At 44.8% G+C, this 13,262-nt stretch carries 12 protein-coding genes; 3 read left to right on the top strand and 9 right to left on the bottom strand.

The window, feature by feature from the left end:
* The coding region (locus V7Z64_RS07650; protein WP_334109945.1) for a histidine kinase dimerization/phospho-acceptor domain-containing protein at positions 1-771 on the bottom strand (771 nt) is incomplete at its 3' end.
* Positions 772-911: 140 nt separating this feature from the next.
* On the opposite strand from V7Z64_RS07650, the gene V7Z64_RS07645 reads away from it, so the two are divergent.
* The 3 genes from V7Z64_RS07645 to V7Z64_RS07635 all read left to right on the top strand — a co-directional run bounded on the left by V7Z64_RS07645 (position 912) and on the right by V7Z64_RS07635 (position 2,732).
* Positions 912-1,100 (top strand): hypothetical protein, encoded by a 189-nt coding sequence (locus V7Z64_RS07645; RefSeq protein WP_334109943.1) that lies wholly within the window; start codon positions 912-914, stop codon positions 1,098-1,100.
* A 133-nt stretch (positions 1,101-1,233) separates the two neighbouring features.
* Positions 1,234-1,467 carry an IDEAL domain-containing protein gene (locus V7Z64_RS07640; protein ID WP_297992059.1) on the top strand — a complete coding sequence of 78 codons (234 nt, stop codon included), beginning with the start codon at positions 1,234-1,236 and terminating at the stop codon, positions 1,465-1,467.
* 113 nt (positions 1,468-1,580) lie between these two features.
* Positions 1,581-2,732 (top strand): aminotransferase A, encoded by a 1,152-nt coding sequence (locus V7Z64_RS07635; protein WP_297992062.1) that lies wholly within the window; start codon positions 1,581-1,583, stop codon positions 2,730-2,732.
* A gap of 12 nt (positions 2,733-2,744) precedes the next feature.
* Here the strand turns inward: V7Z64_RS07635 and V7Z64_RS07630 are convergent, their stop codons facing one another.
* The 8 genes from V7Z64_RS07630 to ptsG form a co-directional block, all read right to left on the bottom strand.
* Positions 2,745-3,611, bottom strand: a complete 867-nt coding sequence (locus tag V7Z64_RS07630) for an NAD(P)-dependent oxidoreductase (protein WP_297992064.1) — start codon at positions 3,609-3,611, stop codon at positions 2,745-2,747.
* 15 nt (positions 3,612-3,626) lie between these two features.
* Entirely contained in the window at positions 3,627-4,394 is a 768-nt protein-coding gene (locus V7Z64_RS07625) for an SDR family oxidoreductase (protein ID WP_297992067.1), read from the bottom strand.
* Positions 4,391-5,674, bottom strand: a complete 1,284-nt coding sequence (locus V7Z64_RS07620) for a GGDEF domain-containing response regulator (protein ID WP_297992070.1) — start codon at positions 5,672-5,674, stop codon at positions 4,391-4,393. The genes V7Z64_RS07625 and V7Z64_RS07620 overlap by 4 nt, the downstream gene beginning before the upstream one ends.
* On the bottom strand, positions 5,671-6,915 hold the full coding sequence (locus V7Z64_RS07615) for a GAF domain-containing sensor histidine kinase (protein WP_297992072.1): 1,245 nt from the start codon (positions 6,913-6,915) through the stop codon (positions 5,671-5,673). The genes V7Z64_RS07620 and V7Z64_RS07615 overlap by 4 nt, the downstream gene beginning before the upstream one ends.
* Positions 6,916-7,045: 130 nt before the next feature.
* Positions 7,046-9,025: a methyl-accepting chemotaxis protein gene (locus tag V7Z64_RS07610; protein ID WP_297992074.1), complete on the bottom strand. Its 1,980-nt coding sequence runs from the start codon at positions 9,023-9,025 to the stop codon at positions 7,046-7,048.
* A gap of 140 nt (positions 9,026-9,165) precedes the next feature.
* Positions 9,166-10,881 (bottom strand): phosphoenolpyruvate--protein phosphotransferase, encoded by a 1,716-nt coding sequence (gene ptsP / locus V7Z64_RS07605; RefSeq protein ID WP_297992076.1) that lies wholly within the window; start codon positions 10,879-10,881, stop codon positions 9,166-9,168.
* Complete coding sequence (locus V7Z64_RS07600) at positions 10,881-11,153, bottom strand: phosphocarrier protein HPr (RefSeq protein ID WP_277812878.1); 273 nt, start codon at positions 11,151-11,153, stop codon at positions 10,881-10,883. The genes ptsP and V7Z64_RS07600 overlap by 1 nt, the downstream gene beginning before the upstream one ends.
* A gap of 83 nt (positions 11,154-11,236) precedes the next feature.
* The gene (gene ptsG / locus V7Z64_RS07595) at positions 11,237-13,249 is read right to left on the bottom strand and encodes a glucose-specific PTS transporter subunit IIBC (RefSeq protein ID WP_297992078.1); all 2,013 of its coding nucleotides are present in this window, start codon (positions 13,247-13,249) and stop codon (positions 11,237-11,239) included.
* Positions 13,250-13,262 lie beyond the last annotated feature (13 nt).

The raw sequence follows: 13,262 nt of genomic DNA, 5'->3' as shown, positions 1-13,262 counted from the left end.
TTCGGTAATAATTTCGTTCGTTCGATCTAACTCCTCTAAAATCATTGGGGCAAACTTTTTTACATTTTCATCGTTCGTATCTTCGCTTAAAAATTGCACAAAGCCGCGCACAGTTGTAAGCGGGTTGCTAATTTCATGGGCGAACGAGGCAGCCATTTCGCTCACGGTCGCAAGCTTATCGACGTAAATCATGTCGTCAAACTGTTCATTAAACTGAATGAGCCGCTCAATCACATATACGATAGCGAAAAACATTGCGATGAAACAAGAGAAATAAACGATATAAAACCGCCAAGAAAGCGGGGGAACAGCGTATATAATCGTCGCAATGTATAAAATGAGGTAAATGAACACGATCATAATCCCGTATAACACTTTTCTTTTCACGTTAAAAAACGATGAGCGAAACAACACACCAACGATATACGCAAACACGGACACCGTTATGCCCGGATAAGCGAACGGTCCGCCAATAATAAAACGGCCAACGACGACCGTCACCGTACATAACAGTCCTGCCGTTTTGCCTATATATAACGTCGTCACTAAAATGACGAGCATACGAAAGTCGAAGTTCGTTCCCGCTAGCGGTTGAATCGGATACATCATACATAAAAGAGCAGTTGCTGATGAAACGATGCCGTATATTCCTTTTTGCTTCCATGTGAAGGTCATTTTTCTACGAAACGGAAAAAATAAATTCACATTAAAAATAAGCGAAAATAAAATAGCGATATTAACGACGAGCGGTTTAATGACCGAAGTAAACATATGATGCCTCCATGTCTTATGTTCCATATGTATTGTAGCATAAGAGAGAAAGGCAATGTACTCGTTGTTATTTTCAGAAAAAACAAAAAGGTTGACAGTTTCATGAACATCATAGACGTGGACGAGCGAAGCGCGTTACAATGATTGTGAAGAAAAACACGAAAAGAGAAGGTGTCGGCATGAAAGGGTTAGCCATTCTTTTTGAAGAAAACCATACGGTGACGATCGTTGAAGATGTGGAGAAAGAACGACTAGAAGAAGTAGTAGATGAGCAAATTGAAGCAGTTCTTTGGCACGATGAAGAAATCGACTGGGATTACGGTTATTAATATATGAAGCTGGCGTTCGTCAGCTTTTATTTTTTTATTTTTATTTTTCGAAATTTTATTTACAATTTACAAAAAACTCTTTATAATGTAGAAAAGGGAGAAGATTATTCTTCTCGCTAAGGGGGAATGAAACATGTATGAAAAATACAATGATATGGCGCTCGTATCGCAGCCGTACGATCTCACCGATTATAAGCAAGTTGCACAATTCGTTATCGAACAGGCGTTATTCCGTTACGAAAGAGATCGGCTCATGCGCGACATTGATCAGTCGCTTGAGCAGCGGGATGAAGCGTTGTTTCTTACCCTCTCAGCCCAATACAATGAGCTTCTTCAACGCTATCGTCACTTGGAGGATATGGCATGATCGACTGTGACACGACAGAACAGCACATAAGGTGAACGTTTTCAGCAAAACACATTGCGAAACGTTCACCTTTTATTGTTTAATAAAGAAAAAACGAAGAAAGGTGAACGATCATGATGCTTCCAATGAATGAACGTGTACGCCATATTCAACTATCTGGCATTCGGCAATTTTTTCATCTCGTTGCGAACGAGAAAGATATGATTTCATTAACGATCGGGCAACCCGACTTCCCGACACCTGAACATATTAAAGAAGCGACGAAGCGCGCGCTCGATGAACAATTTACATCTTATACGCATAACGCCGGATATTTGCCTTTACGTGAAGCCGCTTGTCACTTTGTGAAAACGAAATACGGCTTGCATTATCGTGCCGATGAAGTAATCGTCACCGTCGGGGCAAGCCAAGCGCTCGATATTGCCTTTCGCACCATTTTAACGGAAGGATCGGAAGTCATTCTCCCCGCTCCTGTTTATCCGGGATATGAGCCGATTATTCGTTTATGCGGGGCGACACCCGTTTACGTCGACACGCGGCAAACTGGCTTTAAACTGCTAGCGGAACGTATAGAGCCGCTCATTAACGAACGAACGCGTTGTGTCGTGCTTCCGTATCCGTCTAATCCAACGGGAATGACGTTAACGAGAGACGAATTGCAACAAATCGCTGAACTTGTCAAAGACAAGCCGATTTGGGTCATCTCGGATGAAATTTATAGCGAGCTCGTGTTTACAGGCAAACACGAATCCATTGCGACATGGCTTCCTAATCAGACGATCGTCATTAACGGCGTCAGCAAATCGCATGCGATGACCGGATTTCGCATCGGTTTTGTATTTGCGCGACAATGGATCGTGGAACATATGTTAAAAGTGCATCAATATAACGTGTCATGCGCGACATCGATTTCACAACAAGCCGCGCTCGAAGCGTTAACGGTCGGAATGAACGATGCGCACGAGATGAAAGTGCAATATATCGAACGGATGGAATATGTGTACGAGCGACTTCGCACAATTGGCTTTGACGTCGAAAAGCCGAACGGGGCATTTTACATATTCCCGTCGATTGCTAAGTTTCATCATTCGTCATTTGATTTTGCGTTACAGCTTGCGAAAGAAGCAAAAGTCGCTGTCGTGCCCGGAAGCGCATTTTCTACATACGGGGAAGGATATATTCGCCTTTCATACGCTTGTTCAATCGATACGTTACAAAAAGGGCTCGATCGCATTGAAATGTATATAAAAAAAGGTGCTCGCTAACAGCACCTTTTTTTACCACTCTTTATACCATTTGTATAACGCTTGTGTGCCGCTTAGCTCTTCACCGCGCGAAGCAAGCGATTCATACAATTGTTTCGCAAGCTTTAAGCCCGGAAGCGACAACCCGAGCGTTTCTGCTTCCGCAAGGGCAATGCCCATATCTTTAATGAAATGTTTCACGTAAAAGCCGGGAGCAAAGTCGCCAGCAAGCATACGCGGAGCAAGATGAGATAGCGACCAACTCGATGCCGCCCCTTGTGAAATGCTTTGCAGTACACGCTCTGGATCTAATCCTGCTTTTTCAGCATAAACGAGCGCTTCACAAACGCCGATCATATTCGTCGCAATCGCAATTTGATTGCACATTTTCGTATGTTGCCCTGCCCCCGCTTTCCCTTGCCAAACAATATTTTTTCCTACATGTGAAAATAACGGCATGCACGCAGAAAACGCTTCCATATCTCCACCGACCATAATCGATAACGTACCGTCGCGCGCACCAATATCGCCGCCTGACACAGGCGCATCGAGCGCATATATGCCTTTTTCTTTTGCCGCTTCGTAAATGCGAATCGCAAGCGAAGGTTTTGACGTCGTAAAGTCAATGACGTACGCTCCGCGCTTCGCATGGGCAAGAATGCCGTCCGCGTCAAAATACACATGTTCAACATCAGGCGGTTCACCGACCATCGTCATGATGACATCGGCCGCTTGTGCGACGTCTTTTACCGTCTCTTTCCATACTGCCCCTTCCGCTAACAAGTCATCCGCTTTCGCTTTTGTGCGCGTATAGACAACGAGCGAATAGCCAGCGCGAAGCAAGTTTCTTGCCATGCTTTTCCCCATTACACCTAGTCCGATAAACCCGATCGTTTCCATCCTTTTCTCTCCCATCTAAATCGCTTTCACCATGCCGCCATCGACTAAAAGCGATTGTCCGGTCATGTACGTATTTTCATCTGATAATAAAAAGGCGACGACGTTCGCAAATTCTTCTGGCGTACCGTAGCGCCCGAGCGGAATAGTCGCTTTCATGCGCGCTTCCATTTCTTCTTTGCGAATGCCGAGTTTTTTGGCGTTTTGTTCATCTAAATAGGCGACGCGTTCCGTTGCGATGCGCCCAGGAGCAACGGTATTGATTAAAATGCCGTATGGGGCAAGCTCTTGCGCGAGCGTTTTCGTCAAACCGACGATACCGAGCCGAAACGTATTAGACAAAAGCAACCCTGGAATCGGCTCTTTAATGGACGATGAGGCAATGTTGATAATTTTTCCCCTCGTCTTTTTTAAATGTGGCAACGCAGCGCGAATGAGCCGAACATAGCTGAGTAAATTTAACTCAAACGCGTGTTGCCAATCGTCATCTGTGAGCGTCGCAAACGTTCCCGTTGGAGGACCGCCAGCGTTATTGACTAATACATGAATGTCGCCAAATGTCGCCACTGTTTTTTCCACGAGTTGTTCGATCATCGCGTTGTTCGTTACGTCTGTTACGACGTACGCTGCTTTCCCTTTTCCGAGCGCATTCAGTTGTTCAGCTACCGCATGCAACGCTCGTTCATTGCGGCTCGCTAACATGACGTTTACTCCTTGTGAAACAAGTTTTGTCGCAATCGCTTTCCCAAGCCCTTGGCTTGATGCTGCAACAATGGCTGTCTTCATTTCATCGCCTCCCCTTCACATATACATTCGCTAACAATGACGCGATTCCTTCCTCCTCGTTTTGCTTCATATAGCGCTTCGTCTGCCCGTTTGACCATTTGCTCTTTCGTCATTCCTTGTTCGTATTCGCACACGCCGAAGCTGCACGTAATATGCCCCACTTTCGGAAAATGAACCGTTTCTACGAGGCGGCGAAGCGATTCGGCTAAACGATACGCCCCTACTCGCGATGTCGCCGGCGCTAAAATAATGAATTCCTCCCCGCCCCAGCGCGCGAAAATGTCACAATCGCGCAAACGGTTTGAAATCGCTTCACACATGCGCGTCAAGACGATATCACCAACGTCATGGCCGTACGTATCGTTTACTTTTTTAAAATGATCAATATCAAATAAAATAATGGAAAACGGCTGTTTATATCGTCTCGCCCGATGAATTTCACGCGTAAACAATTCATCGAACTTCAGCCGGTTAAACGTTTTCGTTAACGGATCTTTCGTCGCTAAAAATTCATTTCGTTTGCTTTCTTCTTCAAGTGCAGTAATATCCGTAAAAACGACTAAATAGGAATCCGGTTCATCAGGAAAAGACGTCGCCTTTAACAAAAACACATGCTCTTCCGCTTGTTTACACGTCATCTTCACTTTTAAAAACGGAATGGTGCGATCAATAAGCGGGCGAAGCCATCGTTTTTCCCCTTTGACATAAAAATACCCAGGCTCAGCAATAAAATAGTCGCATATGTGTGTTTGACCAGCCCGGAGCTGTTCGATTGTTTCTCGTCCGAAAAAACGTTGAAACGATAAATTGCAATCGAGTAAACGTTCGGCATTTAAAATGCATATTAAATTTTCTTGAAAGTCGATGATCGTGCGCGTATATTGCTTTTGCTTTTCTAGCTCGCGCTCAAGTTGGCGTTGATAAATGGAATGTTGCAACGATTGTAAAAACTTTTCATGGTCGATCGGTTTTAAAATAAAATGGTTGACGCCGTACTCAATGGCGCGAATGAAAAAGTCGTTATCATCATAAGCGGTCGTAATAATAATTTGTACATGTTCATCGCTTTCACGAATGCGGCGAATAAGCTCTAACCCGTTAAGCAAAGGCATTTTAATGTCTGTAATCACAATGTCAGGTTGAAACGTCGTAAATAATTCGAGCGCTTCTTGACCGTTTTTCGCTACTTTCACATCGCGAATGCGCCGCTTTAATAAGCGCATTAACATCTCGCGCGCCCCTGGCTCATCTTCGACGTACAACACTTTCATATTCGTCATAAACCCCTTCCCCCTTCACTGCGCGGCATGCGGATCGTAAACGTCGCTCCTTTTTTCGATGATGAAGCGAGCAGTTCTCCTCCCATTTTCGTCACAATCATTTTTGACATATATAATCCGAGACCCGTTCCGTCTTTTTTCGTCGTGACGTACGGTTCGAATATGCGCGAAACGATCGTTTCATCGATGCCGCCTGCGTTATCTTTCACTTGAATGTAAATGAATGAGTCGTCCGCATACGTGCGAATGCAAATGATTCGCCGTTCGACATCGCGCTCGGCAAACTGCTCGCACGCATTCGTCAATAAATTAATAAGCACTTGGCTCATTTCGTTCGGAAATCCGTACATGTGCGCTCGCGTGCGGTTTTGAACGTGAAGTTGCACATTGTAATGGTCTAAGCTTGCGGAAATAATTTTTAACGCTTGCCGAATGGCTTGAATGGGACGAAAATGAATCGCTTCTTTATGCGGCCTAAAAAAGTTGCGAAAATCGTTAATTGTGCGCGACATATGTTGAATTTGAATAAAACATTTTCGAATGGACGTGCGCAAATACGATTCGTTTAACTCCCCGTACGCGTATGCCTCTTGTATATCTTGCAACAGTAGACCGAGCACGTTTAACGGCTGGCGCCATTGATGCGCGATGTTTCTAAACATTTCCCCCATCGTCGCATAGCGCGACTGCTCGATTAACATAAAATCTTTTTCGCGGTTTTTTCGCACTTCTTCTTCCACTTTTCGTTGCAACGTCGCATTCATTCGTTCCATGTCGAGTTTGAGCTGTTGAAGTTCTTTTACCGTCTGTTCCCGTTTCATCGACTCGCCAACCGTGCGGGCAAGCGCAAAAAAAATGGCGCGTTCATGTGCGGAAAACACTCGTCTTCGTTCGCAATCGACAACGCTTAAAAACCCCCATCGTTCATCGTGAATAAAAATGGGGGCAATCATAAACGATTGAATCGCATGTTGTTCGAAAACGGTGCGCACATCCCCTTGTAATTCATCTGTATGCCCGACGAACACATTTCCGTCATATAAATGGGCTACACATCGAACAGCTTCCGCTGGAAGTACGATTTCGTCGCGTGACGGAAGGCGTAAAGAGGGGGTTTGTACGTAATCGGTGCGTCGTAATGTATACGTTTCATTTGACGTATGTAAGCGAAAAATCGCCACGCGCGTCGCGCAAAGCGCAATGCGCAAACTTTCTAGCGCCGCCATCAGCGAGCCATCCATATCCCTCTCCTCCAAAAAACAAACAAATATAGGTCTTTCATCCTAAATTTATCGTAATGATTATGTGAAAAAAAATCAAGGAAAAAAATTGTTACTAAAATGTAAAAAAAGCTAGGCATCATACCTAGCTTTATACACGAAAACGATGAATCAATTGCTGCAACGTGCGGCTCATGTCGTTTAACTGCTCTGCTGCTTCTGTGACGGTGCTTAACGCTTTTAATTGTTCTTCCGATGATGCGGACACTTCTTGTGCCGATGCAGCCGATTGTTCTGAAATCGCTGCTAAGTTTTGTAATGCTGCAACAATTTGTTCTTTATTTTCATTGACGTCATGAATTTGTGTAAAAATATGTTCGATCGCTGACGTTAACTGTTCCATCATCGTGGCAATATGCATAAACGACTCGGCCGTTTCGTTAACCGCTTGCTGTTGCTGGTCGTTCATTTGTTTCGTATGGTCAACCGCTTCAGTCGCAAGAGAAGCTTGTTGTTGAATCGACGTAATCGTCTGACGAATTTGCTCTGTCGCTTGTGCCGATTGTTCCGCGAGCTTCCGCACTTCTTCTGCGACGACCGCAAATCCTTTTCCGTGCTCACCTGCGCGCGCCGCTTCGATCGAAGCGTTTAACGCTAAAAGGTTCGTTTGGGCGGAAATGTCTGTAATCGTCTGAATGATGGCGCCAATTTGTTTCATTTTTTCCCCTAAATCAGCGATCACCGTTTCAACAGAGCGCAATTCATTTTGCGATTCCGCTGATTTTGCTTGAAGTACGTTTAACTTTTCAATGCCCATATAACTTGCGTCTTTCGTTTCGTCGGAAAGCTGCTTCACCCGTTCTGCCGACTGCGTCACCGCACCCATTTTTTCGGACAAGTCGTTCATGCGGTCGTTCATCGCATCTAAATTGCTCGCTTGCTCTGATACGCCTTTTGCAATATCGGTCACCGCCGTCGTCACTTGTTCGCTCGTCGCCATCGTCTCTTCAGACACCGCGCTTAAATGATCGGCCGCAGCGCCAAGTTCCGTAACGGAACGATCCACTTCGCCAATAAGCGAACGCATATGAGATACCATGTCGTTAAAGTGGCTCGTGAGCTGGGCAATTTCGTCGTTTCCTTTCGGCTCAACGCGCACCGTTAAATCGCCGGTCGCCACTTGTTGCACGCGCTCATTGAGCTGAATAATTGGTTTGACGATCGAACGCGATACGGCATAAATAAGAAGGGAAGCAACCATTGTCGCGATGACGACAATCGTCCATGACGTTTTTCCGATTGTTGTTAATGTCGCTAATAAATCTTTTTCTTTATATACGACACCGACTTTCCAATTTAATTTTGGAATCGTATGAAAATATAATAATCGTTTTTCACCGTCTTGCTCGTATTCATACGCCCCTTGTTCTTTTGCAAACATCGTTTTTACAACCGGATGGTCAGACATATCTTTTCCTTTGTACTGCGGATGAACGATTGCCAATTTATTTTGGTCAAACAAGACAGGATAGCCGTTATAGCCGACGCGGAACTGTTCGACCGTCTCTGCAAGCGTATTCAATGAAATATCCAAACCGATCACGCCGATCACTTGTCCGTTTTCAACAATCGCTTTGGCGATCGTGACGATGTAGTCGTTTGTTACCGCATCGACGTATGACTCCGTCCAAATGACTTTGTCGGGTGTTGCTACGGCCGCTTTATACCACGGACGCGTCGTCGGGTCAAAATCTGGCGGCAAATCGACAGCTGGCGTCGTATACATCTTGCCGTTTGCCGTACCGATGTAAGCTAATTGTACTTTTTTATGAATGTTTAAAAACGTCGCGAATTGTTGATCGATCTCTTGCCAAAGTTGTGCATCTTCCGTTTTTGTAAACGTCTTAAAACCTTTCGTTTCACTAAATTGTTTTAGCGCATCTTCTTGGCTAGCGAAGCTATGTTCAATATCGTCAACAAGCCCTGTCACAAGCTCCTCAGCGCGCACTTTTGCATCTTTTTTCATCACAGACGCCATTTGTACATAATTGACCGTCTGTGAAGCGATAAGTGCAACAATTAATAATAAAGCCATTAAGCCCGTTAATTTCATCGTTAATGACCGAAACAATGTAGACCCCCCTTAGCCATGTCGAATGTTGTCGAAAAATTAATAAAGTTGTAGTTTTATTATAAAAGGTTTACGATATGATGTCTATGACCGTTTTGTACTGATTTTTGCCATAAAAAAAGAACCGAAGCAATCGGTTCTTATTGTTGGAACGTTTCTTTCACGAAACGAACGACTTCTTCTGCAGTCGCAAGCGATAAAATGTGATCTTTTACGCGCTCTGCTTCTTGTTTGGAAAGCTTTTTTAATTGCGAGCGGACGCGTAAAATCGATGTCGCGCTCATGCTAAATTCGTCTAAACCAAACGCTAACAAAATCGGCACAGCAAGCTCTTCGCCCGCCATTTCACCGCACATGCCAACCCACTTGCCTTCTTTATGCGCCGCTTCAATGACGTTATGAATGAGGCGTAAAATGGCTGGATTGTACGGCTGATATAAATACGATACGCGCTCGTTCATGCGATCGGCCGCCATCGTATATTGAATTAAGTCGTTCGTTCCGATGCTAAAGAAATCGACTTCTTTTGCAAATTGATCCGCCAATACAGCGGCTGCTGGAATTTCGACCATCATCCCGACTTCGATATGATCGGATACTGCAACGCCTTCAGCGACAAGCTTTTCTTTTTCTTCTAAAAGAACAGCTTTCGCTTGACAGAACTCGTCTAACGTCGCGATCATCGGGAACATCACTTTTAAGTTGCCATATACGCTTGCACGCAACAAAGCACGGATTTGCGTACGGAACATATCTTGCATATTTAAACAAAGACGAACGGCACGGAAACCTAAAAACGGGTTCATTTCTTTTGGAAGGTCTAAATACGGCAATTCTTTGTCGCCGCCAATGTCTAGCGTGCGAACGACGACCGGTTTTCCTTCCATTTTTTCTAGCACCGTTTTGTATGCTTCAAACTGTTCTTCTTCTGTCGGCAATTCGTTGCGTCCCATGTATAAAAATTCGGTACGGTATAAGCCGATGCCTTCTGCTCCGTTTGCAAGCACGCCTTCAACATCGTTTGGCGTTCCGATATTGGCAGCAAGCTCAACGTGATGGCCGTCTTCCGTCGTCGTTTGTTCGTAAACGAGCTTTGCCCATTCTGCTTTTTGGGCAGCGAATGCGGCACGTTTTTGTTCATATTGTGCGATCGTTTCTTCTGTCGGGTTGATGATGACTTCGCCGTCAAGCCCGTCAATGATGACGACATCGCCGTTTTGAATGGTTGCTGTCGCTTCTTTCGTTCCGACGACAGCTGGAATTTCCATCGAGCGTGCCATAATGGCAGAGTGAGACGTCCGTCCGCCGATATCTGTTGTAAAACCTTTCACATATTTTCGGTTTAATTGTGCCGTATCAGACGGTGTTAAGTCTTCTGCAACAATGATGACTTCTTCTGTAATCATGCTTGGGTTTGAAATCGTCACGCCTAATAAATGAGCAAGCACACGTTTTGTGACGTCGCGAATGTCCGCTGCACGCTCTTTCATATATTCGTTATCCATCGCCTCAAACATCGCGATAAACATCGAGGCAACGTCATGAAGCGCAAATTCTGCGTTGACGCGCTCTTGTTCAATTTTTTGTTCGACCGCTTGGACGAGCTCTGGGTCGCTTAGTACGAGCAAATGGGCGGAGAAAATGGCCGCTTTATCTTCGCCGAGCTCTTTTAATGCATGCGCTTGAATCGCTTCAAGTTCTTCTTTCGATTTAGCGAGCGCTTGTTGAAAGCGGCGAACGTGTTCAGCTGGGTTTTCAATCGTTTGTTTTTCAACTGTTAAATCTGGATGTTCTAAACGGTACGCCTTCGCAATGGCAATGCCATTCGATGCAGCAATCCCTTGCAATCGTTTCATTATTCAGCTAATCCTTCTTTCGCTAGCGTTTCTGTTAATGCGTTCATCGCGTCTGCTGCATCGCTACCTTCAGCTGAAATCGTAATTTGCGCACCTTGTGGAATGCCTAAAGACATGACACCCATGATCGATTTTAAGTTGACTTTTTTGCCGTTGTACTCTAATTGAATGTCGCTATCGAATTTGCTCGCTGTTTGCACTAACATCGTTGCTGGACGGGCATGAATACCAGATTCTGCTGTTACTTTAAACGTTTTTTCCATCTTGCTCATCTCCTCACTTTATATTTTGAAAACATAGAGGGCAAAAACCCTCTATGTTTTTTTACCGAAAAATGACGCATTTTGCAAGCAAATTATTTTTGAACGACGACAACATCTTCGCCTTTTGTTACTGTTCCTTGTTTCGCGATATTTACCGTTTCTCCTGCTTGCAAGTTCGTGAAAATAATTGGCGTCACAACAGATGGTGCATGTTGTTTCACATATGCAAGATCTACTTTCAAAATCGGCTGTCCTTTTTTCACTTCTGTTCCTTCTGATACGAGCGCTTCAAATCCTTGACCGTTTAATTTTACTGTATCAATGCCGAAGTGGATAAGCACTTCACGACCTGTTTTTGATTGAATGCCGATCGCATGTTTTGTCGGGAAGACGTTAACGATCGTTCCATCGACTGGCGATACGACTGTCCCTTCTGTTGGCTCAACCGCAAATCCGTCACCCATCATTTTCGTTGAAAATACTTGATCTGGCACTTCGGAAAGCGGCACAACTTTTCCTGTTAACGGAGATGCGACTTGTTCTGTTTCACCTGTTGCTTGTACAGTTGGTTTCGCTTTTTCTACCGCTTTTGTCGGCACGCGACCTTCCATAATATCTTTAATTTGTGTTTTCAATATATCCGATTTTGGTCCGAAAATGGCTTGAATGTTGTTTCCAACTTCTAATACGCCAGCCGCCCCGAGCGCTTTTAGACGATCTTTATCGACATGTTGAATATCGTTTACTGAAACGCGTAAACGTGTGATGCACGCATCTAAATGAGCAATATTTTCTTTTCCACCAAGCGCAGCTAAAATTTCGTGCGGGAGTTCGCCTGCATCCGCTGTCGCTGTTGTATCTGTCGTTTCTTTTTCACGACCTGGTGTCGCTAAATCCCATTTGCGAATCGCAAAGCGGAAGCCGAAGTAGTAAATGACAGCGAACACTAAACCGACTGGAATGACGAGCCACCATGCTGTACGTCCCGGCAACACACCGAATAATAAGTAGTCGATGACACCGCCAGAGAACGTCATACCAATTTTGACATTTAACACGTGCATGAGCATGAACGATAATCCGGCGAAAATCGTATGAATCGCAAACAATGCTGGCGCAACGAATAAGAATGAAAATTCAATTGGTTCTGTAATTCCTGTTAAAAATGATGTTAATGCGGCAGACGCCATAATACCAGCAACAACTTTTTTGTTTTCTGGACGCGCTTCATGGTAAATGGCAAGCGCAGCTGCTGGTAAACCGAACATCATGAACGGGAATTTTCCTGTCATAAACGTACCTGCTGTTAATTCAGCACCGTCTTTAATTTGTTCGAAGAAAATGCGTTGGTCACCGCGCACAAGCTCGCCTGCTTTGTTGACGTATTGACCGAACTCAAACCAGAACGGCGAGTAGAAAATGTGGTGTAAACCGAACGGAATTAATGCGCGCTCGATGACACCGAAAATGAATGCCGCTAACGTACGGTTTGCATCGATCATGTTGTGCGAAAAGGCGTTTAAGCCGTGTTGAACAGGCGGCCATAACCATGTCATCGCAATACCGAGAATTAATGCCGATGCAGCTGTTACAATCGGAACGAAGCGTTTTCCTGCAAAGAAACCTAAGTAAGATGGCAATTCGATGTTAAAGTATTTGTTGTACATGTACGCTGCTAAAATACCGACGATAATCCCGCCGAATACCCCTGTTTGCAACGTCGGAATACCTAATACGTTTGCAAACGATGGATCTGTGCCGATCTGGTCTGATGTCACGCCTAAAATGACGCTCATCGTGACGTTCATGACTAAGTAGCCGATGATGGCCGCTAAACCAGCAACCCCTTCACCACCAGCTAATCCGACGGCTACCCCGACCGCAAATAAAAGCGGCAAGTTCGCAAACACAATACCACCAGATTGCTCCATCACTTTCGCAACCATTTCGACCCAGCCTGTTTCTAACGCTGGAATTTTTTCGATTAACGCTGGGTTTTGCAATGCGTTACCGAACGCAAGCAAAATACCTGCTGCCGGCAAAATCGCAACTGGGAGCATAAGCGCTTTACCGACTTTTTGTAACGTACCAAACGCTTTTTTCATATAAAACCCTCCT

Source organism: Anoxybacillus sp. (assembly GCF_036834105.1).
Taxonomy (GTDB): domain Bacteria; phylum Bacillota; class Bacilli; order Bacillales; family Anoxybacillaceae; genus Anoxybacillus.
This window is presented reverse-complemented; position numbering and strand designations above follow the sequence as displayed.

What these genes read in the sequence shown, in the direction of transcription:
- V7Z64_RS07645 (WP_334109943.1), top strand. Translation starts at nt 912, where the DNA reads ATGATTGTGAAGAAAAACACGAAAAGAGAAGGTGTCGGCATGAAAGGG.
- V7Z64_RS07640 (WP_297992059.1), top strand. Translation starts at nt 1,234, where the DNA reads ATGTATGAAAAATACAATGATATGGCGCTCGTATCGCAGCCGTACGAT.
- V7Z64_RS07635 (WP_297992062.1), top strand. Translation starts at nt 1,581, where the DNA reads ATGATGCTTCCAATGAATGAACGTGTACGCCATATTCAACTATCTGGC.
- V7Z64_RS07630 (WP_297992064.1), bottom strand. Translation starts at nt 3,611, where the DNA reads ATGGAAACGATCGGGTTTATCGGACTAGGTGTAATGGGGAAAAGCATG.
- V7Z64_RS07625 (WP_297992067.1), bottom strand. Translation starts at nt 4,394, where the DNA reads ATGAAGACAGCCATTGTTGCAGCATCAAGCCAAGGGCTTGGGAAAGCG.
- V7Z64_RS07620 (WP_297992070.1), bottom strand. Translation starts at nt 5,674, where the DNA reads ATGACGAATATGAAAGTGTTGTACGTCGAAGATGAGCCAGGGGCGCGC.
- V7Z64_RS07615 (WP_297992072.1), bottom strand. Translation starts at nt 6,915, where the DNA reads ATGGATGGCTCGCTGATGGCGGCGCTAGAAAGTTTGCGCATTGCGCTT.
- ptsP (WP_297992076.1), bottom strand. Translation starts at nt 10,881, where the DNA reads ATGAAACGATTGCAAGGGATTGCTGCATCGAATGGCATTGCCATTGCG.
- V7Z64_RS07600 (WP_277812878.1), bottom strand. Translation starts at nt 11,153, where the DNA reads ATGAGCAAGATGGAAAAAACGTTTAAAGTAACAGCAGAATCTGGTATT.
- ptsG (WP_297992078.1), bottom strand. Translation starts at nt 13,249, where the DNA reads ATGAAAAAAGCGTTTGGTACGTTACAAAAAGTCGGTAAAGCGCTTATG.